This window comes from Paenibacillus sp. EKM10P, from assembly GCF_011800655.1.
Lineage (GTDB): Bacteria > Bacillota > Bacilli > Paenibacillales > Paenibacillaceae > Paenibacillus > Paenibacillus polymyxa.
In genome coordinates, this window is sequence record NZ_JAALET010000005.1 from 47,725 (window position 1) to 68,717 (window position 20,993).

General features: G+C 44.8%; 21 protein-coding genes. 3 read left to right on the forward strand and 18 right to left on the reverse strand.

The window, feature by feature from the left end; genetic code table 11:
• Nucleotides 1–8 precede the first annotated feature (8 nt).
• The 16 genes from opp4C to HFE01_RS14815 all read right to left on the reverse strand — a co-directional run bounded on the left by opp4C (nucleotide 9) and on the right by HFE01_RS14815 (nucleotide 16,035).
• Entirely contained in the window at nucleotides 9–935 is a 927-nt protein-coding gene (opp4C, locus tag HFE01_RS14740; protein WP_107734166.1) for an oligopeptide ABC transporter permease, read from the reverse strand.
• Nucleotides 936–950: 15 nt separating this feature from the next.
• On the reverse strand, nucleotides 951–1,904 hold the full coding sequence (locus HFE01_RS14745) for an ABC transporter permease (RefSeq protein WP_090886983.1): 954 nt from the start codon (nucleotides 1,902–1,904) through the stop codon (nucleotides 951–953).
• A 107-nt stretch (nucleotides 1,905–2,011) separates the two neighbouring features.
• Complete coding sequence (locus HFE01_RS14750; protein WP_167438425.1) at nucleotides 2,012–3,736, reverse strand: ABC transporter substrate-binding protein; 1,725 nt, start codon at nucleotides 3,734–3,736, stop codon at nucleotides 2,012–2,014.
• A 220-nt stretch (nucleotides 3,737–3,956) separates the two neighbouring features.
• Complete coding sequence (locus tag HFE01_RS14755; RefSeq protein WP_016821117.1) at nucleotides 3,957–4,871, reverse strand: class I SAM-dependent methyltransferase; 915 nt, start codon at nucleotides 4,869–4,871, stop codon at nucleotides 3,957–3,959.
• Between the two features lie 127 nt (nucleotides 4,872–4,998).
• Nucleotides 4,999–5,937 (reverse strand): ArsR family transcriptional regulator, encoded by a 939-nt coding sequence (locus HFE01_RS14760; protein WP_167438426.1) that lies wholly within the window; start codon nucleotides 5,935–5,937, stop codon nucleotides 4,999–5,001.
• Between the two features lie 218 nt (nucleotides 5,938–6,155).
• Nucleotides 6,156–7,091, reverse strand: coding sequence for a hypothetical protein (locus tag HFE01_RS14765; RefSeq protein WP_017428375.1), 936 nt, complete (start codon nucleotides 7,089–7,091; stop codon nucleotides 6,156–6,158).
• 191 nt (nucleotides 7,092–7,282) lie between these two features.
• Nucleotides 7,283–8,440 (reverse strand): amidohydrolase, encoded by a 1,158-nt coding sequence (locus tag HFE01_RS14770; RefSeq protein WP_167438427.1) that lies wholly within the window; start codon nucleotides 8,438–8,440, stop codon nucleotides 7,283–7,285.
• A gap of 54 nt (nucleotides 8,441–8,494) precedes the next feature.
• A complete protein-coding gene (locus HFE01_RS14775; RefSeq protein ID WP_167438428.1) occupies nucleotides 8,495–9,511 on the reverse strand; it encodes an LLM class flavin-dependent oxidoreductase in 1,017 nt (338 codons plus the stop codon).
• 14 nt (nucleotides 9,512–9,525) lie between these two features.
• Complete coding sequence (locus tag HFE01_RS14780; protein WP_017428372.1) at nucleotides 9,526–10,278, reverse strand: amino acid ABC transporter ATP-binding protein; 753 nt, start codon at nucleotides 10,276–10,278, stop codon at nucleotides 9,526–9,528.
• On the reverse strand, nucleotides 10,275–10,985 hold the full coding sequence (locus HFE01_RS14785) for an amino acid ABC transporter permease (RefSeq protein ID WP_016821111.1): 711 nt from the start codon (nucleotides 10,983–10,985) through the stop codon (nucleotides 10,275–10,277). Before HFE01_RS14785 ends, HFE01_RS14780 begins: the two co-directional genes overlap by 4 nt.
• The gene (locus HFE01_RS14790) at nucleotides 10,982–11,761 is read right to left on the reverse strand and encodes an amino acid ABC transporter permease (RefSeq protein WP_019687081.1); all 780 of its coding nucleotides are present in this window, start codon (nucleotides 11,759–11,761) and stop codon (nucleotides 10,982–10,984) included. The genes HFE01_RS14785 and HFE01_RS14790 overlap by 4 nt, the downstream gene beginning before the upstream one ends.
• Before the next feature lie 76 nt (nucleotides 11,762–11,837).
• Nucleotides 11,838–12,689, reverse strand: coding sequence for a transporter substrate-binding domain-containing protein (locus tag HFE01_RS14795; protein WP_016821109.1), 852 nt, complete (start codon nucleotides 12,687–12,689; stop codon nucleotides 11,838–11,840).
• Between the two features lie 160 nt (nucleotides 12,690–12,849).
• Nucleotides 12,850–13,740, reverse strand: coding sequence for a LysR family transcriptional regulator (locus HFE01_RS14800; protein ID WP_016821108.1), 891 nt, complete (start codon nucleotides 13,738–13,740; stop codon nucleotides 12,850–12,852).
• Nucleotides 13,741–13,847: 107 nt separating this feature from the next.
• Nucleotides 13,848–14,378, reverse strand: coding sequence for an NADPH-dependent FMN reductase (gene ssuE, locus HFE01_RS14805; RefSeq protein ID WP_016821107.1), 531 nt, complete (start codon nucleotides 14,376–14,378; stop codon nucleotides 13,848–13,850).
• Nucleotides 14,379–14,395: 17 nt separating this feature from the next.
• Nucleotides 14,396–15,736 (reverse strand): LLM class flavin-dependent oxidoreductase, encoded by a 1,341-nt coding sequence (locus tag HFE01_RS14810; RefSeq protein WP_167438429.1) that lies wholly within the window; start codon nucleotides 15,734–15,736, stop codon nucleotides 14,396–14,398.
• A 29-nt stretch (nucleotides 15,737–15,765) separates the two neighbouring features.
• Nucleotides 15,766–16,035 (reverse strand): glutaredoxin family protein, encoded by a 270-nt coding sequence (locus HFE01_RS14815; protein ID WP_017428368.1) that lies wholly within the window; start codon nucleotides 16,033–16,035, stop codon nucleotides 15,766–15,768.
• 271 nt (nucleotides 16,036–16,306) lie between these two features.
• Between HFE01_RS14815 and HFE01_RS14820 the strand changes: the two genes are divergently transcribed.
• Entirely contained in the window at nucleotides 16,307–17,176 is an 870-nt protein-coding gene (locus HFE01_RS14820; protein ID WP_016821104.1) for a DUF421 domain-containing protein, read from the forward strand.
• A 120-nt stretch (nucleotides 17,177–17,296) separates the two neighbouring features.
• Here the strand turns inward: HFE01_RS14820 and HFE01_RS14825 are convergent, their stop codons facing one another.
• Nucleotides 17,297–17,626, reverse strand: a complete 330-nt coding sequence (locus HFE01_RS14825) for an antibiotic biosynthesis monooxygenase family protein (protein ID WP_167438430.1) — start codon at nucleotides 17,624–17,626, stop codon at nucleotides 17,297–17,299.
• 131 nt (nucleotides 17,627–17,757) lie between these two features.
• Between HFE01_RS14825 and HFE01_RS14830 the strand changes: the two genes are divergently transcribed.
• On the forward strand, nucleotides 17,758–18,624 hold the full coding sequence (locus HFE01_RS14830) for a LysR family transcriptional regulator (protein ID WP_167438431.1): 867 nt from the start codon (nucleotides 17,758–17,760) through the stop codon (nucleotides 18,622–18,624).
• 5 nt (nucleotides 18,625–18,629) lie between these two features.
• On the opposite strand, the gene HFE01_RS14835 is transcribed toward HFE01_RS14830, so the two are convergent.
• A complete protein-coding gene (locus HFE01_RS14835; protein ID WP_167438432.1) occupies nucleotides 18,630–19,817 on the reverse strand; it encodes a GTP-binding protein in 1,188 nt (395 codons plus the stop codon).
• Between the two features lie 183 nt (nucleotides 19,818–20,000).
• Between HFE01_RS14835 and HFE01_RS14840 the strand changes: the two genes are divergently transcribed.
• Nucleotides 20,001–20,981 (forward strand): DMT family transporter, encoded by a 981-nt coding sequence (locus HFE01_RS14840; RefSeq protein ID WP_025364719.1) that lies wholly within the window; start codon nucleotides 20,001–20,003, stop codon nucleotides 20,979–20,981.
• The last annotated feature ends 12 nt before the right edge of the window (nucleotides 20,982–20,993 follow it).

Consider the following 20,993-nt stretch of genomic DNA (forward strand, 5'->3'; position numbering starts at 1 on the left):
ATGATCACCTACCTCTTATGTTTCGGGTCGAGTACATCCCGCAGCCCGTCACCAAAAATATTAATAGCGATGACTGTTGCAAAAATAGACAGGCCTGGTGGTATCCACAACCAAGGTCGTTGCTGAAAATCCAGTACATTGTTGGCGGCATCAATCATATTGCCCCAAGTCGGTGTCGTGGGCAACACGCCAAGACCAAAGAAGCTGAGTACAGATTCACTCAGGATGGCTCCGCCAATGTTCAATGTAGCGATAACGATCAACAATGGCAAAATATTCGGCAGCAGATGCTTAAAAAGCTTTCGGCGATTCGATAGTCCTAGTACCGTCGCTGCCTGCATAAATTCACGTTCTCGCAAACTAAGCATCTGACCTCTCACCATCCGTGCAATCCCCGGCCAGTTGACCAGACTCAGCATCAACATGACGATATACATCCGTTGATCAGGCGGAACCTTCCAGTCAGATAACAGCGCACCCATAATAAATAGCAATGGCAAACTGGGTATAGTCAGCAGCAAATCGGCAATGCGCATAATGATTTGATCCGCAATTCCGCGAAAATAGGCGGATATAACCCCCAGCGTTGCTCCTAAAAAGACAGACAACACCATAGAAGCCAAACCCACAGTAAGAGAAATTTGACCTGCCTGCATCACACGTGTCAGCACATCCCGTCCCAGCTTGTCTGTTCCTAGCCAGTGATGGATATTCGGCGCCTTGTTCATTATTAATATGTTCGTTTTGTTATCGGAATAAGGAGAAAATAACGGACCGATAAAACAGAGCAAAAACATAAATACCACGACGAGCAGCCCAGCCATAGCAAGCTTGTTTCTGAACAGCTGCCGGAGCGCTTGCTGCCACATTGAAGATTTGGCATTTAATCGCAGTCTGCGGTTGCTCTTGCTCAAATTACTGCTCACGGATGACATTCCATAGCCTCCTTCTTACACTTTCACACGCGGGTCAGCAATGCGATACAAAATATCGGATAACAGCGTCCCGATCACGCTCAATATGGCAATCAGCATCGTAAAGCCCATCAGCAGCGGATAATCCCGAAGCGAAAAAGACTGCATGTACAGCTGACCGATCCCGGGCCAGTTAAAAATCTTTTCGATAATCAGAGATCCGCCAAACAGCGCAGGCAATTCAAAGCCAACGAGCGTAATGGCAGGCAATAGTGCATTTCTCAATGCGTGTGTAAAAAGCACCTTTCTTTCCTTTAAGCCCTTTGCACGAGCTGTACGGATATAATCCTGCTGGATCACGTCGATCATATTGCTGCGGAAGTAACGGGTCAGCGACCCCAAGCCCAGCAGTGTCATCACGATCACCGGCAAGGTCATATGCTGGAGAACCTCCTTCACATACTCCATGCCTGTAGCGTTACTGCCCGTATTGAGCATCCCGCCCGGTGGCAGCCATTTCAGATCGACCGCCGCAATTTTGATCAGATACAGTCCGATAAAAAAAGAGGGAACAGACATCGCGGCAAAAATCACCACCATGACCAGCGTATCGAACCATGAATACTGCTTGTAAGCAGCAACCACACCAATAATGACTGCAATCAGCCAGGTCAGGAAGGTGGATACAATGGCCAACAAGAATGAATTCCAGATATATTCATTAAATAAGGTTAGCACCGGTTTCTGTTGAGCGAGCGAATAGCCGAAATTACCATGCAGCGCATTGCCTAGCCAGTTTCCGTAGCGCTCAAGAATAGGCTTATTCAACCCGTAAATTTCCCTCAGCTCCGCTTTTCTCTCCGGCGACAGCTTCAGATTACCGCTAATGAAATCTCCCGGTGTCATGGCATACAGAAAAAAAATCATCATCGAAGCGGCCAACAAAATAATAATCATGTACGTCAGTCTTTTCGTTAAAAACGAGCTCATGACAGACTCCTTTCAATTCATGGTCGGGCTACTCATTACGCGTCCTCCATTTGGCAGACCCCTTGATCCGAACCTGAAGTTCTTCACAAGGGGCCCGCAAAGGTGGCTTATTTGAGGGACCACTCGAACAGATTACCAGACAAACCAATGAATGGGCTGACCTTTACATGTTCCATTCGACCATTGTAAGCATATACGGTCTTCTTGTAGTTGGTGAAAATAACGGGTAGTTCATCATTTAGCAGTACATATAATTCCTTATATATTTTCTTACGCTCTTCCATATTCGTCGTAGCCAAACCTTTTTCATAGAGCTCTTTGAGATTCGGATTGTTATATCCCTTGATTTCACCATTGACGAACGGCTCGATTCCATCAGATGGGTCTGTCAGCATGGCTGTCGAGAAGGCGGCGAGATCATAATCTTTACCTTCCACTTTGGCGACCATTGCATTAAAGTCTGCAAAGATTTCCGGTTGCAAGTCAACGCCAATCGCTTTATAGTTTTCAGCCGCAAGCGCGATAAAGGTGTCTGTTTCTGGACGTTTGGAGGTCAGCAAGTGAATGGTTAGCTTCTGGCCGTTTTTCTCACGAATGCCATCACTGCCTTCTACCCAGCCCGCTTCATCCAGCAGCTTTTTCGCTTGCTCCGGGTCATAGTTGTATGGATTGATTCCATCGGTCGTGTATGACCAGAATATAGGAGAAGCTGGAATGTTGGCGACCGCCCCTGCTCCCTGTGCTGCGTCAACATAAATGCTTTTGCGATCCAATCCATAGGTCAACGCTTGACGAACCTTTTTATCCTTCAGCTTTTCATTTTCCAGATTGACTTGCAAATATCCATAGGTGCTCGGTGTATAAGGCAAAATATTCAAAAAGCCGAGTCCTTTCAGCTTGTCGATATTTTCTTGCGTTGCGGTAAAGGAAGCAAAATCGGTATCCCCTGTTTCGATGAATTGCCAAGCATCGCCTTCCGCTGTTTTATATATGAAGTGTTTCGTTTTCGGTTTGCCTTTAAAAAAGTGATCGTTTGCCTCCAGACGAACTTCTTGCCCTGGAATGAATTTTTCCAACTTATATGCCCCATTCCCCAGTGGGCTACCATGCAAATTTTTAAAATAATCCAGCTGTCCGAACTTATAATCCTTGCCGTAGTAAGCTTTGGACAATACATATTCACCGAGAATAGTCAGAGCCAGCGCGTTTGGCTTTTCCAATGTCACAGAAATAGTCTGTGGATCTATTACCTTAATTCCATCAATTTGTTGTGCCTTGCCTTCCGTATAGGCTTTGCCGCCTTTAATGTTCAGCTTTCGGATTTGGCTATCGCCCGGATAGGCTTTGTCATAGATTAACGTCCAGGTAAAAGCGACATCCTCTGCTGTCAAAGGTGAGCCATCGCTGAATTGGGTATTGGAAACCAGATGAAACGTATATGTTAAATTATCCTTGGAAATATCCCAGCTCTTCGCCAGATTGGGCAGCGGAAGTCCCTTCTCATCTACCGTAACCAGCGGAGTCCATAACTGCGAAATGACGTTGCCGTCATAACCGCTTTGGTTAAAATACGGCGTGAATACTCCGGCCGGGTCAGTCAGGCCTACAATAATGGTGTCGTTTCTTTTTTTGGACACTTCCGGCAATTTGGACATATCAGAAGCCTTTACCAGACTTGTTAATGGCTGCGCTGTAGCAGTTGTCTGTGTGTCCCCATTATTTTGGGCAGTAGTATTGTTGTTGCTTTCCGATCCACCGTTAGAGCAAGCTGCCAGCAAGGTAGAGCTCGCCAGAAGTAGACTGCTAAGTAAAATAATACCCTTTTTCAACATAATCCCCCCGAGTTAAATGATTAAATTCCGATAGAACAAGTTGTGATTAAGAAGATAAACCTCATTATAGGAATTTATTAGGGTTCTGTAAAGGGAGAACTGCATTTTTTTATATAAAAACTCTGCTCATCAATATCTATCCGAATTCTTGTACAAATATAAATAAAACCTCTCAATCCCTAATAGTAGATTGAGAGGCTGTCTCTTATTTATTGTTATATTATTTTTTTATAGCATGGATATAATGAATCGTTTCGAATGCGGACAAATAATCTGCCCTCTCACCAAAGAAAAGGCTATTTATTGTATCCGGGGATAGATGTTCATAAATTAGTAAATCTGAAGCTTCTAACATTCCCTCAATTTCATCATAAGCAAAGCATGATTTCATGGGTTCTCCACTTACTGAAGCCATTTTTACCATATTTTCAACTCGATTAGACATGCCTTTCTCTTTAAAAAGGTTTTCATCTGCATAGTCAAAAACGATCGAACTCCCCGACGGGACCTTGGTAAACAAATGATTTATTAATCTTGAAATTTCCTCCTTAGTTAAATAATAAGAAACACCCAGAAGGCTAAAGAATGTTTTTTTATTAGCAAACCCTTCATCCAATAGATTGGAATACGAAAATGGATGGGCAAAGTCCATAGAAACCAGATGAAGATTGCTCGGTATTTTTAAATTTGCATGAGCTAACCTTTTCTTTTTAGATTCCTGTGTTGCTGGATGATCCATTTCAAATATTTCTAAGCTATTTTTCAATTCTGGATGTCGGAAACAAAACGTATCTAACCCGGCCCCTAGTATGACATACTGCTGTAATCCTAACCTAACTTCATTAAGTAATACTTTTTCACAATATGCAGCACGTGCTAAGGTCGTTGGAGAAAGTTGAACTTGTGTAATCCATTTTAAAATTTCATCCGGATCATCTTTGAACCTTTGCGCAATATCTTTATTGAAAAACGCTATTCCTTTAATCATATTCTCTCTGATATCTGAAAACTCATTTTGGGAAATTAAATCTTTAGCCATAAAATCATCAAAAATTTTGGGTGTGTCATGTTGACTATGATATGCTCGGCCAAAAGCTGATATTAAGGAAGTTAAACTAGACTCATTTGGCTTCATACATTGATCCTCCTATAAAAACAATAATAAGATTCCCCTGGCCAGGAGAATCTTATTATAATATCAATAGGATTAATTGTAAATTATAGCACAAATAAATATTTTTGTCAATAATTAATATTGCGATCTACTTTCGCTCCATATAACCAAGGATACTCCAATGCATCTCATCCACAGCCGTAAGCCGTGCACTGTAGCCAAGCAATGTTTCGCCATCAAAATGTGCATGAATAAAGCCAGCGGCACGGAGCTTAAATATATGATCATGCGTGATTCCCTTGGATAGCTTGAGATGACGGACAATCTCAATAAAGGTTCGCGGAGACTGGCTTTGGTACAAATATTTTAAAATCTTGAGCCTGCTCTTCTCTCCCAAACTTCGAATCATTCGGTATTCCTGTGGTGATAAAAAATCATCCTCCTGAACATATACTCCTGCGGAATAATGACATAACAAAAGTGACCCAAATCGATAAATAATATTCATCGGCTGAAAATGATATTGCGGTACCAGCAACACTTGCGTCAGTCCAGCGGAAGGCTCGAATCGGAAGCCATTAGTTATACGATCCACCCGCTCCATAGAGCTATATGCGTTCTCCTCCCGTTTTCTGCATTCAGCTTCCAGTTCCAGGCCGCTAAGGATACTTGTATCCACGTGACGAAAATACTCCTCGTTCCAGCCGGATAGCAGTTGCAAAGCAAGTTTACGGAGGTTCTCCATGTCGTCAGACAGCGGAATCCCATAGGCTGATGCCTGTTGCTTTAGTTCCTGTAAAGACTGGCTTTCCAAACGATCCACGACCTCTTCAACGCCCCCCTGATCAGAAAGCATACATACAAGTCCATAAATAATTTTCCAGTCTGCATTGATTTCCATGGACTCCAGTAACGCGGACAGCCTCGGAGACAGCGTTCCACGCACTTGGTCCGCCCATCTGGATGCTATTAAATCTGTCTTCTTATACGCTTTACGACAAATAAAAGTGTGTAAGCTGCTGAGCAGCTCAAACACTGGTCCATATGCTACATGTACATCATAAGGAGCATTCACGTCGTGACTCATCGCTTTCTGTCCTCTTTTCTTTCATATCTGATGTCCATTATACATACTATCGTACATCCGTTCATTCTTAGTGATTCATTCATACGAAAATGAAGGCACAATACTGATGCAAAGCCAAAGTCAGTCCCATCCGAGTCAAACTGTTTATCTATAAAATAAAAAAGGTTGTCTCCCACCAAAAATCGCAGGAGACAACCTTTGAATACATACATTTTCTTTTAACGGGTGGGAAAACGAGAGGTGTCCTTCTTGACCTGGCTCCAGGTATAACGCAACATCCAGGTATCCCACTCCGTAATTTTAGGAGAATTTCCGGCCCACATAATCGTAGGCACAGGGAACCCGCCAGGTGGACGCTCGTGCTCTTCATAGAAATCAGGCAAGCCGAATCCATGCCCCATCTCATGCTCTGTGATCTGAACTTCATCCGAATTCAAGGTGCTCAGGATATAATCATCAGGCATACGTTGTCCCCAGTCACCACCGGCTCCACCCTGAAAATTAGACGTTCCCCATAAGTACATATCAAATCGCTTGTCCAGTCCCCCCGGATACGTATAGTTAGGGTCCATAAAATGTTCAAATCTCGACAGTGCATTAGGAGCAACCGGAAGTTTTGCCGGAATATTGGGGTCTGTTTTACTCAAGTCATCGGTAATCGTATCCGTGTAAACGATTTCATTCGATTGTTTGTTAAGGATCTGCGACGGATTTGCAACGGCCCAGCCTACTATTTTTACAGTAATATAATCATACGGCCAGCCGTCATATCCTTTTAGCTGCTTATTCCAGTTATTTATTTGGCGACTTAGCATGGAAGCCATATCTTTACGTTGCTGAAGAGTGATATTTTTAGAGGATTGCCAGCGCACTACATAATTTATCGTTCCTTTTCCCGCATAAATTTGATCAAAAATCAAATTTTTACGGTTGGTCGAGCCTTCTTTGACTATCCTATTCTTCCAAACCCATTCTACCGAAGGCTTAAATCTAGCAGGTATTTCAGCGGCAGCCAAGCTATTACTGGTTATTTCTATATTCGAGGTGCTTTCATAATCTGAGGCTGCTGAACCGACATTAGCTCCGCCAACCAGTAAAGAAGCAGCCATTACCAATGAAAAAGAAGCCATGATCATTCCTTTTTTCTTCGGCATTTTTTCAACCTCCGTACCTGTTATTTTTACGAGCACATTCAAAATAACAAACGTTTATCTCTCACCTACACCCACTCTCAATTTTGAATTAAATAACAATTTTATATTATCATTGGAATAATATACCGTCAAACAAAAAGATCCCCTCTTCATAGAGAGGGGATCAGCATCCATAGAGTAGCGTTGTGTTCCTACTCTATGGATTTCAACGCCGATTCAGCCAGTGAAGCTAGCAGCTTCGCTGTTCCCGGCAGCGCGCGTTCGTCCAGATCAAAGGCAGGATGATGCCATTCCTGGCTTCCCGCAGTGCCGACAAAGACAAACACACCTGGGACGTTCTTCTGATAAAATCCAAAGTCCTCGCTTGCCGAGGAAGGTATGGGACGAACGACCTCCAGACCAACCGCTTCGGCCGCCTGCACCGCGATTACAGCCAACTTACCGTCGTTCAGTACAGGTGGCGGACCCTCGATCCAGCGAATGGTCGCTTTCGTGCCAAAAGCATCGGCTACGCCCTTGACGACCTGCTCGAAGCGTTCAGCCACCTGGGCTCGAACATTCTCGTCAAATGTGCGGATGGTTCCGTCCAAATGAGCGCGGTCTGGGATGATGTTCCAAGCATTGCCACTGTGCAGCTTCGTGACACTGATGACCGCGCTATCGAGCGGGTTAACGCTCCTGCTCACAATCGATTGCAGTGCCGTAATGATATGCGACGATACCACAATGGGGTCAATCCCTGCATGCGGAACTGCCGCATGTGTGCTCTGACCCTCCACCTCAATGTAAAATCCGTCTGCCGCTGCCATTAGCGGTCCTTCTTTGATACCGACCGTGCCTACGGGCAGGTCTGGTTTGTTATGCAGGCCGAAGATGGCCTGCACCCCTGCCAGCGCACCGCTGTCCAGCACTTGGGCAGCGCCTTTGGCTTTCTCCTCAGCTGGCTGGAACACCAGTCGAACCGTCCCTTTCAGCTTTTGCTCCCGCTGCTTCAGCAATGCGGCTGCACCTAACAGGGATGCCGTATGAAAATCATGCCCACAGGCATGCATCTTGCCAGGATGTAGCGAAGCATAGGGTAATCCCGTCTCCTCCTGGATGGGCAGTGCATCAATGTCTGCACGAAGCGCAACCGTTGGACCTTCCTGCTGTCCGCCGATTTCCGCTACCAATCCGGTACGCAGCGGCACATCCAAAATCGTTATATCCTGTTCTTTGAGCAGGCGGCGAATATAGGCGGTAGTTTCAACCTCCTCGTTAGACAGCTCGGGATAACGGTGCAGATGACGGCGAATCTCCACCAATTTCTGCTCCAAAACCTGCTCCTTCGTCCCGGTTGATCCACTCATCCCTATTCCTCCTTCTTGAATCCATATTGGTTACAATTTTTATGTCAATAGTATCTAGGACTGCACAGGCAACCCGGCAAAAGCTTCATGCAACAACTCGAATGAGCGCACACGCTTGCCGATATCCCGTATGCCTGTCGTTACAATCAGCTCATCTGCCTGATACTTCGCTTGTATTTCAGTCAGCGCAGTATAAATTTCATCTTTATTTCCTTTGTTAATTTGTGCTTGTGTGACTTCAATTGTATATTTTTCACCCGATTGCTTACCGAATTCCTCTGCACTTTCCAGCGCCCCCACTGTAGCCGTTTTGCCACTGGCCAGATGAATCTTGTACAGCTTCTGCTCACCTGCCAACTCCGCTGCTTCCTCGGAAGTGTCTGCCACAATAACCGATAGCGCAAAAAGTGCCTTTGGTTCACGCCCATAACTGTAATCGAAAGACTCCCGATACGTACGGAATGAATCCAGTGCAACCTGCTCACTACTGTTAATAAATTGCGAAAAAACATAGGGCAACCCCAAACGCGCAGCAATTCCAGCGCTGTCTGTACTTGTACCCAAAACATAAATCTCTGCTGGGATTTCTGGAATCGGATTCGCCTGTAATCCGGCCAGCGGTCCTTCTTCAATCGGGATATTATGAATATAGCGGCTTACTTCATCAATTTTCTCTTCAAGAGAAGGCGCATCATGCACGTTACGTTGTAACGCCTGTGTAGATTTCGGCAACCCGCCTGGCGCACGTCCGATACCTAAATCTACACGCCCCGGTGCAAGAGAGGCTAGCACATTAAAGTTTTCAGCCACTTTATATGGACTGTAATGCTGAAGCATTACCCCGCCAGACCCGATGGTAATACGCTCGGTACGTGCTAATAGATGGGAAATAAGCACCTCTGGTGATGAGCCTGCAACCTGCTCGGAATCATGATGTTCTGATACCCAAAAGCGTGTGAATCCCAGCTCTTCTACACGCTGCGCCAGCTTAATTGTGTTGCGAAGGGCCTGTGCCGCCGTTTCACCCTCGTGTATAGGGCTTTGATCCAATACTCCGATTTTTATGCTCATGTCTCCCTCTCCCGTCAAATGGAATAGTTATATTCTGGTGTAATTCGCTTCAGAAATTGCTGAGTACGTTCCTCTTTGGGGTGATTAAAAATAGCGTCCGGTGTGCCTTCCTCGATAATATGACCACCATCCATAAAAACCACATGATTAGAAACATCACGCGCAAAGCCCATCTCATGTGTCACAACAATCATTGTTATGCCTTCCTTTGCGATTTTGCGGATCACCGACAGAACCTCACCCACCAGTTCAGGATCTAATGCCGAAGTCGGCTCATCGAACAAAATCACCTCCGGGTTCAGCGCCAAAGCGCGCGCGATGCCGACACGCTGCTGCTGCCCGCCGGATAGCTGGCTCGGATAATGATTCAGTTTTTCGCCGAGGCCAACCTTTTCCAGCACTTCAATACTGATTTTTTTCGCTTCCTCCTGCTTAACCTTGCGGACAACAATGAGTCCCTCCATGACATTTTCCAGCGCAGTTTTATGCTTGAACAAATGATATTGCTGGAACACCATAGCCGTCTTTTTACGCAAGGCCAAAACATCCTTCTTCGCAGGTCGCTTGCAGTTCACGGTAAAATCGCCAATGCGGACTTCTCCGTCATTCGGCTTTTCCAGATAATTAATGCAGCGTAGCAAGGTTGTTTTTCCTGAACCGCTTGGTCCTAAGATAACAACGACCTCGCCTTTGTTTACCGTCAAATCAATGCCTTTGAGCACTTCATGTTTGCCGAACGACTTTGTAATATTTTGCAGACGGATCATGATGCTCGACCTCCATTAAACACATTGATTTTTTTCTCCACCAAGCCGGATATTCGCTCAATCAATACCGTCAAGCCCCAAAATAGCAGTGCTGCCGCAATATACACCTCTAAATATTTCCAGTTGGTGGATGCCAGAATTTCAGCCTGTGCCTGGATTTCCGTGACCGAAACCGTGAAGGCCAAGGTAGAGCCATGCAGCATCCCAATAACCGAATTCGTCAGGTTCGGCAAACTCACCACAAACGCCTGTGGAAATACGATGCGTCTCAATACTTGCCATGTCGTCATACCAACCGCATAAGCCGCCTCAATTTGGCCCTTGTTGACCGACTGGATTCCGGAACGGACGACCTCAGACATATAGGCGCCACTGGTAATGGAGAACGAAATGAGTGCAAATACCATATAAGGAACGTCTTTGGATTGCAGTGACCAACCGAAATGCTTCGCTCCTGCATCAATCAACAAAGGCAAACTGAAATAAATAAGCAGCAGATGCATCAGCATCGGTGTACCTCGGATAAAAGTAACGTAAGCGTGAGAGATTTGCGACAACACAGGAACGTTATAAATTCGTGCCAACGCCGTTATAATCCCGATGACCAACCCTGCCAGCACGGAAACCACTGTAATGATTAAAGTGTTGGGCAACGCCGAGAACAATCCTAAAAAGGCGGTGTATACAAATCCAAAGTCCAGACTCATATGCCTTTACCTCCTTTACTCAGACGAGGACTTCTCAGGTAACGCACCACAAAACCTTTTCGTTTTGCGGGCTCTTTCTGTACTGAATCTCTATGCTCATGCCGGAGAAGCGTATTTTCCAGCACCTTGAATAATTTTTGTACAATCAGACTGATCACCAGATAGATAAGAGACAACGCGATATACGTTTCAACAAAATGCTGGGTAGCCGAGCCTAATGTTTGCGATTTTCCTGTCATCTCCATCGCACCGATGGTAAACGCCAGCGAAGTATCCTTCAAATTACCAATGACCAGATTGGAAAATACGGGAACCACCACAGCCAGCGCTTGTGGCAAGATGATACGTGTAAAAGTCTGATAGCCTGACATGCCGACTGACTGTGCAGCCTCGATTTGTCCCCGATCTACAGCTCCTACACCAGACCTGATAATTTCAGAAATAAAGGCTCCACTGTTGAGCGCATAGGTCGCTACAGCAAACCACAGCACATCCCACCTGGAGGAATTGATATCCACCAGCTTTAGTAACTCTGGCAGGCCGTAATACACCAGAAACAATTGAATTAGAATAGGGGTTCCACGGAAAAAAGAAACATACACCTGAGAAACACGTTTGAGAAATGGAATGTTATACATGCGAGGCAGCGCAACCAACAGACCAATGATCAGTCCCAACACAAGCGAGCTTGCCACAATAAACAAGGTGATGTGCAAATAGGACAGCATTTTCGGGATAAAGCTAAAAACATAATCAATATTGAACTCTCTGCTCATATGCCTGCCTCCTTTCTATACATCAGCGGTCAGAATACATAAAGTACCCTGACCGCTGAAATGTCCAAGTCTGTCCTTACTTCTTACTGCTGGAACCTTCTTTTTTCACATCCTCCAGGGACTTTGTGAAGTCCTCTCCAAGCCATTTGATGCTCAGCTTCGACAACGTGCCGTCGTCCTTCACTTCCTGAATGGCTTTGTCCAGGTCATCCGCCAATCCTTGCTCATTTTTGTTCAGTACATACAGCACATCCGATTGAGTCAAAGGATCACCGACGGTTTTCAGAGCTACTTCTCCTTTTTCATCGGTGTTAAAACGGTTCGCAAAGTCTGTCGTAATGGTCGCATCTATACGGCCGCTCGTAATTTGTTGCACCGTATCATTGGCTGCACCACTCGTATATACGATATTCAGAGCATCCCCGTGGGTTTTGTTATACTCTTTCAGCACATACGCCGCATTACTGGTTGGACTGGTAAGTACCTTTTTCCCTTTTAAATCATCAATGGAATGAATGCTATTATTATCCTTCGCTACAGCCACCCTGTTCAGAAAAATGCTATACGGATTTTTGTTGAACAGATACTTGGCTTCGCGTTCCGGGTTTTTCTCCATTTGATGCGATACCAGATCAATCTTGCCGGCATCGAGACTGAGCAGCAGATTTCCAAAATCCATCGTTTTGAATTCAAACTCGTATTGAGGCAGGCGCTTGTCCAGCTCCTTAATCAGCTCCACATCAAAGCCTGTTAAATTTCCATTTTCGTCAATAAAGCATACATTTTTAAATTGAGTACCTGTGCCTACGATAATTTTCTTCACGTCTCCGCTTGAACCTGACGCACTAGACGTGTCATCTGAGGAACCGCAGCCTGCCAACACCAGAATGATTGCCATAACAGACAATATTGCAAACCACTTTTTCATATGAATCCCCCTCATCTCTTTGCATATCAGCAGTTTGCGACATACATGGTAGCTATAACATTTGATATTTTACAATTCCTATAAACTTAATTGGTTTTAGGATGTGATTAATTTAACACTTGGAAATCAATACGTCAATCCACCAACCTATAGAACTTTTCTATAACAAAACAGCCTCCCGGAAGCCTTCTGTCAGTGCATCTGCAAAATCCGAGGTCACTGCGCAGTCTTCTTTGGTCGCGATTATGCTAATCTGCATAGATACCCCAGCCACCTCTGGAACATGAATGCGGAACAGCTTTTGATCCTTCACTTCACGGTTCACACAGACATCCGGTAAAAAGGCAATGCCCGCCTCTTGCAATACCAGCTTTTTGGCCGTGACCACATTGTCTACCTGAAAAGCTATATCCGGTGGCTGCTCCAGTGATTCAAAAGATCGATGAATCCTCATCCAATCTAATGATCCGCATTCAAAAAACACCAGTGTTTCACGTTGGATATCCTGTATGCTAGCCTTACCTGTCTTCGTAAACGGGTGGCCTTCATATACATACAGGGAAATCGGGTCTTCATAAAAGGCAAGCGTACGAATAGCCGGATGCATCACTTTACGGACAAAACTAATGTCTACCTCACGGTTCAACAGCTTATGTACCAGTTGATCCGTCGTAGCCGTCACAATTTTGTAGTTGATTTCCGGATACCGAGCACGAAGCTGCTTTAATATTTCAGGAATAATGTAGTTCGACACCGATATCGTGCAGCCGATTCGAATTTGCTGAGGGGCTTTCTTGCGCTGTTGAAGCTTTTGCTTCCCTTTTTGCAGCACTTGGAGCATCTGCTCCGCATAAGGAAGGAACTTTCGTCCATCCTCCGTTAGAATCGTTTGTTTGCTTTGACGGTCGAATAACTTACACTCAAGCTCGCGTTCCAGCGTCTGAATCCGGGCTGTGACAGAGGGCTGTGACAAGAACAACGCTTCTGCCGCCTTATTAAAACTTCCATAATGATTCACGTATACAAAGGCTTCCATATTCTCGATATTCATACGCAAGTCCCCCAGTAAGTTTTATATACATTTATCCAATGAGTTAACTTGGTTTTTTGTATCATAAAACTCACTGAACGACCTGTCAATGGAAATATTGAAAATATCTATAACTTTAACAGTTCATTTAGTTCTTTAACCGAACGGTCCAATCGTACAACCAACTCTTCGGACAATCCATATGCTCCACCCGGCAGGCGCTCGACCCACTGATCCACCGCATACACCCCACCAAGAATATGTCTTCCCCCCAGCGCGTTGAGCACCGGCTTCAGGGCGTAGTCAATGACCAGCAGATGGGCCAGTGTACCGCCGATAAATAAAGGCAAGACAGGCTTCTCTCTCAGACCTTCCTGCGGAACCAGATCCAGAAATATTTTCAATAGCCCTGAATAGGCGGCTTTATATACTGGCGAAGCCACAATGACGGCATCTGCGTCTGCAAGCAACGCAAGCGATGCTGTGACGTCGGGACTATTAAAGTTAGCTTTGATCAAATCCTCAGCTGGCAAGTCGACCACATTCAGTAATGTAACCTCTGCTCCAGCCTCCCGTAACTGCTCAGTTGCATAGTGAATCAAGCCGTACAAACGGGATTGTGTAGATGGACTGCCTGATAGGATGACAACCTTGGACATCTCATTCTCTCCTTCTGTTATGCGTCAACTTTCACTTTGGATCTGGCTGCTGTATAACGATTCTCAGGAATCGGTACGCCCAGGTTTTCACGCAATGTGCTAAATTCATAATCCTGACGGTAAATACCGCGCTCCTGCAAAATAGGCACAACTAGATTTACGAAATCATGTAGGCCCGTTGGCACGTCGGAACCGATAATGAATCCGTCTGCGCCTTTTCCTTCAAACCACTCTTGCACTCGATCCGCCACCTGCTCAGCAGTCCCAATAAAAGAGGTTCTCGGCGTAGCTGAACGTAATGCAACCTCACGCAGGGTCAAATTCTGCTCTTTGGCTGTTCGTTTGATTTTATCTGTACCACTGCGGAATGAATTACTGCCAATACCCTCAAGCTCAGGGAATGGCTCATCCAGCGGATATTGTGAGAAATCATGATGATCGAAGAAACGCCCCAAATATTTTAACGCAGCCTCGATCGTTACTAGATTGGTAATCGCCTCATACTTGCGTTCCGCTTCCTCTGGGGTACTGCCAATAATCGGCGAAATGCCTGGCAAAATGACAATATCCTCTTCTGATCTGCCATAGCGTACCGCACGTTCCTTCACATCACGGTAAAACTGCTGTGCTTCCTCCAAGGTTTCATGTCCTGTAAATACAGCATCCGCTTCCTTGGCAGCCAGGTTTTTGCCATCTTCTGAGGAACCCGCCTGGAAAATGACCGGCTGTCCCTGCTTGGATCGTCCAATGTTCAGCGGGCCCTGCACAGAGAAAAACTCACCTTTGTGGTTCAGTGTATGCAGCTTGTCGGGATCAAAGAATACGCCGGCTTCCTTATCCCGAACGAACGCATCCTCTTCCCACGAGTCCCACAGTCCTTTGGTCACCTGCAAATATTCATCGGCAATTTTATAGCGCTGTGGATGCGATGGATGCTCCCCTTTGTTAAAGTTAAGAGCAGAACCTTCCAGCGGGGAAGTCACTACATTCCAGCCTGCACGACCTCCACTAATATGATCAATGGAAGAAAACTGGCGTGCTACCGTGAACGGTTCGCTATAGGAAGTCGACAATGTGCCGACCAGTCCGATATGCTTCGTCACCCCAGCCAAAGCAGACAAAATCGTAATTGGCTCAAAACGGTTCAGAAAGTGAGGAATGGATTTTTCGTTAATAAACAAACCGTCTGCGATAAATACGAGATCAAACTTCCCTTCCTCTGCCTTTTGCGCCTGCGTTTTATAAAATTCAAAATTAACACTGGCATCCGCCGGTACATCAGGGTGGCGCCAAGTCGTCATGCTTCCCCCAACACCGTGAATTATCGCACCCAATTTAATCTGTCTATTCTTAGCCATGGCTCTTCCACCTCTCCTGAATATAATTGTTATACCGCTTGATTATAACTTTCCAGCACTTTACCCAGCTCTTCCAGATCCGGGTTAAGAAGTGCTTCATATTTGTTATCTCCGCCTACCTCTACGACAGGAACATAGCGAATACCATATTTGGTCTCCAACACATCACGCAGTGCATCATTACCGTCCACTTGGATATTTTCATACGGCTGATTTTGGGATTCTAGGTACGATTTGATCTCTCCACAAAAATGACAGCCGGTTTTGCTCCACACTACAACTTTAGGTTTGGATGACATATACATACCTCCGCGAGTTTAATGTTTATAATCCCGATTGATTAAATATGAATTATATCTATAATGTATCCTGCTCCCTTCTTTCCGTCAATCGCTTGACTAATAGACAATGGTAATTAAACGATAGAAAATTTTAATTTTATATTGCATTGAATCGGATAGGTGACAGCCTGTTATTTAAATTTGGGTAGATTAGAGTTTAAATGGGACTTGGCGCGGACATCCTTGGAATAGTAGCGCCCTTATGGCGAAATGAAATGAGGTTGGACAAATGCAGGAATGGACCATTGTAGCTTTACGTACGTTATTAGCCATCGTTATTCTTTTTGTGATTACCAAGATTCTCGGAAAACGTCAGGTATCACAGCTTTCCTTGTTCGAATATATAACTGGAATCACCATCGGTAACTTGGCTGCTTCTATCCCTTTGGAACGCGAATCCTCCTGGTACTTGGGTACTGTATCGTTAGCCGTATGGGTACTGACAACACTTGGCATTGAATTTTTGCAAATTAAAAGCAAGAAAGTCAGGGATTTATCAGATGGAAAGACGACAGTCCTAATCAAAGACGGCAAAATTTTAGAGGATAATCTGAGAAAAGAGCGACTCACCCTGGATGAACTCATGGAACAGCTTCGAAGCAAGAATGTATTCAAAGTAGCTGATGTAGAATTTGCTCTTATGGAAACTAGTGGCGAAGTCAATGTGCTGTTAACCAAAGACAAGCAGCCTGTGACGCTTAAGGATCTGAATATGCTGCAGCTACCGGAGAAGGAACCTACTGCAGTCATTATGGATGGACAACTTATGGAGCAACAAATGGCATACATGGGGATTACTCAGCAATGGCTGGATGCCAAGCTAAAGGAAAAGAGTCTAACGGTCAAAGATGTGTTTTTTGCCCAGGTGGACACACAAGGAGAACTATATATTGACCAATATAGCGATAATGTACAACAATCCAAGGTACAGGACTCTAATCAAGCCGTGCTGACTCTATTAGAACAGTGCACTACTGAATTGCAAAAGCTCGCATCTGGCTCCAGTGAGCAGCAAAGAAAACAACTATACGAACAATGCTCACAAAGTTTGAAACAAGCTATACAGGAGATGAAGCCGGTAAATACATCTAACTCCTGAGCATATACACATAGCCCGTAAGAGTATAAGCATAGGAACAAAAAAAGGAGCGTCCTGCCAGCCGTTTATGGCTTGGAAGACGCTCCTTTTGTAATTACAGGGCCAGTGCGCATTTCATGTTTACACTGTAAAAAAATAATCTCGTTCTACCTTGCTCACTCTTAAACCGAATGCTGTATACCACTCGGATTTCCCTTTCTCCTGTGCTACCTTGTGCAGCTCGTTATCCTTCCAATGTTTTATAGCGTCCAAAGACTCCCAATAGGACACTGTGATGCCCACTCCGTTTTGGTCACGAACACTTTCCACACCTAGAAAGCCAGGCTGCTTGGCAGCCAGTTCCACTATTTTGTCCCCCATCTTTCCGTATCCACCATCCCCTTCCGAACGTTCAGAAGTAAAAATAGCTGCATAATAAGGGGGCAGTGGTGTCTTTGCAATTGAACTCATAGGTACCTCCCAGAAATTAATGATTAATCGGCATTTTTCTCAAGTTCGATTATAACCACAAAGCTGAGATAAAAAAAATGAATATATGTGATACTATGTATGAATATATTTCATTCTAAGTTGGAGGACATATGAATTTGTTTAAATATAAGGTCTTTCTTAGCGTAATAGAAGCAGGAAGCTTTACCAAAGCAGGAGAACTTCTCAATCTAACACAATCCGCTATTAGCCATGCCGTTTCCGCTTTGGAGCAGGAATTGGGCCTGACTCTTTTAATTAGAGGACGTTCAGGCATCCAATTGACCAGCAACGGAGAACGTCTGATGAAGCATTTCAGAGAAATCATACAAATGAATGAAAAGCTGTATCAAGAGGTCGCCCTCATCAAAGGATTGGAAACCGGAACTGTAAAGATAGGCACATTCTCAAGTGTATCCATCCATTGGTTGCCTGGGATCATCCAAAAGTTTAACGAGCAGTTCCCACTTATTGAACTAAAGTTGCTTGACGGGAACTACCATGACATTGAAAAATGGATAGCCAGCGGAGAAGCTGATTTTGGCTTCGTTAATCTGCCTACTCTCGATGGACTGGAAGTATTACCGTTAAAAAAAGAAAGAATGCTGTGCGTACTTCCATCTAATCATGTGCTTCGGGAGCAAACAAGCATACGTGTGGATCAGCTTCTCCATGAACCCTTCATTATGCCGGCTTCAGGCTGTGACACAGATGTACAGAAAATTTTTTCCCAGCATAAGCTTGTTCCGAAAATCAAATATGAATTAGAAGATGATCATGCCATTATGGCTATGGTGCAAAATGGCCTGGGCGTAAGTATCCTGCCCGAAATGATTTTAGTGCAAAACCCTTATGAAATTTGTATTCGGCCCTTGGATGGACCATATTTCCGTTCCGTTGGTATCGCTACTGCCTCCTCAAAGAACATGGCTCCAGCCGCCAAAAAGTGTATGGATTTTATTACTGAATGGATCAACTAGTTTCTTCATGTTGGCCAAGGCAACGGATTCTCAAAGCTGGACCAGTCCATTTCCATTTCGCTATCGTCCAGCAGACATTCATCTAGCTCTTCTTCCAAGTTCAGCCGATTCATTCCGATACCGATCATAACGATTTCGTTCAAGCGGTCTCCCCATTGCTCATCCCAATGGTCCAGAACCTCAGGGTTGGCCGCGACGATTTCCTGCTGTTCTTCTTCTGGCAACGCCGCAAGCCAGCTTCCCGCTGGACCAAATTGAATAGATGGCCCTGCCTGGCTGATACTCGCTGCCCAATCCTGGGGGGCTGCAATCCAGGCCAAACCCTTGGCGCGAACGATTTCCTCCGGCCAGTAGCTCATAAATTCTGCCAATCTTGCAGGATGGAACGGTCTTCTGCGGCGATAAACAAAGGAGTTGATTCCATATTCGTCCGTCTCCGGTGTGTGGCTTTCCAGCTCCAGCTCGCGAATCCATCCAGCGGATTGACTAGCTTTGTCAAAGTTGAACAGCCCCGTATTTAAAATGTCCGTAGGCGTGACCTTTCCCTTGGAGGTGCGAATGATTCGGGCTTCAGGCTGCAATCTCCGCAGCACACCCTCCAGCTTGTCCAGCTCTGCGGGCTGAACCAGATCGCACTTATTCAGAATCAATACATCACAAGTTTCAATCTGGTCAATTAGCAAGTCCGAGATATCACGTGTGTCATCTTCTCCAGTAGCCTGCTTGCGATCCAGCAGCGTTTCTCCTGATTCAAAGTCATGCCAGAAACGGTTCGCATCGACTACAGTCACCATACAATCCAGTTTTGCCAGCGAAGCTAAATCAATGCCTGTTTCTTCATCAGCGTATGTGAAGGTTTGAGCGATGGGTACGGGTTCACTGATGCCTGTAGATTCGATTAATATATAATCAAACTCACCTTGTTCCGCCAGCTTCTTGACCTCAAGTAATAAATCTTCACGCAATGTACAGCAAATACAGCCATTAGACAACTCGACCAGTTTTTCTTCTGTTCGGGACAAGCCGCCCTCTTTCTTAACCAGCTCGGCATCTATATTCACTTCATTCATGTCATTAACGATGACTGCTACTTTCATTCCGTCTCGATTGTTTAATACATGATTCAGAATCGTCGTTTTTCCTGCACCCAAATACCCGCTCAACACGGTTACCGGGATTGGTTTCTTATTCATTGCTGGTGCACTCCCTTTAATATTGGTTTATTATTGTTTTAATCGTAATTATTACTATTAAATCAGCATTCAGAAATATACATTATTCCTTTTGCTTTGTCAACTGTAAAGAAACTCTTGAAATGAATGATCTTGAGTCATTAATATGAGAAATAACGACACTTAAAGAATTAGGAGAATGCTATGCGCTCAATCTGGTTAGGTGTGTTTGCAGCTTTCTTTTTTGCTTTTACATTTGTTCTCAATCGGTCTATGGAGCTGTCTGGAGGAAGCTGGATCTGGAGTGCTTCGTTACGTTATCTGTTTATGGTTCCTATGTTGTTTGTCATTGTCATGGCCCAGCATAAGCTTAAGCCTCTGTGGAAAGTTATGAAGGAACAACCGGGAAGGTGGCTGTGGTGGAGCTTCATCGGATTTGGTTTATTTTATGCTCCGTTATGCTTCGCATCGGCATATTCACCAGGTTGGTTGATCGCAGGAACTTGGCAAATAACCATTATTTCCGGTTCTTTGCTTGTTCCTTTATTTGCTGAGGTTGTCCATACGGAGAACGGACCTGTCAAAGTACGAGAAAAAATCCCTATCCAAGGACTATTGATGTCTCTGATTATTTTAATCGGAATTATTGTGATGCAGGTCGAACAGTCGCAATCTATTTCTACTCAAGATTTTTTATTCGGTATATTGCCTGTCATACTGGCTTCTTTCGCATACCCTTTAGGTAATCGTAAAATGATGGAAGTTTGTGCGGGGCGGTTAGATGCCTATCAACGTGTGCTCGGAATGACTATAGCCAGCCTGCCTTTTTGGTTATTGCTTTCGTTATACGGGGTTTTTAGCACAGGATTGCCAAGCAAGGATCAGACCATACAGTCTGCTCTGGTGGCCGTGTTCTCAGGGGTCATTGCTACGGTTTTATTTTTTAAAGCTACAGATCAGGTACGTGGAAATATGCAAAAGCTGGCCACAGTAGAAGCCACACAATCGCTGGAAGTGCTTTTTGCACTAATGGGGGAATTAATCTTTTTGTCTATCCCCATCCCATCTGCTTGGTCATGGCTGGGAATGTTCATCGTTATCCTTGGTATGAGTCTGCATAGCTATGTATCACATCAAAAAACGACTGTTCAGCAAATACGATCTAAAAAGGCAGATTCCGTTTAGTGCAAAAGCAGC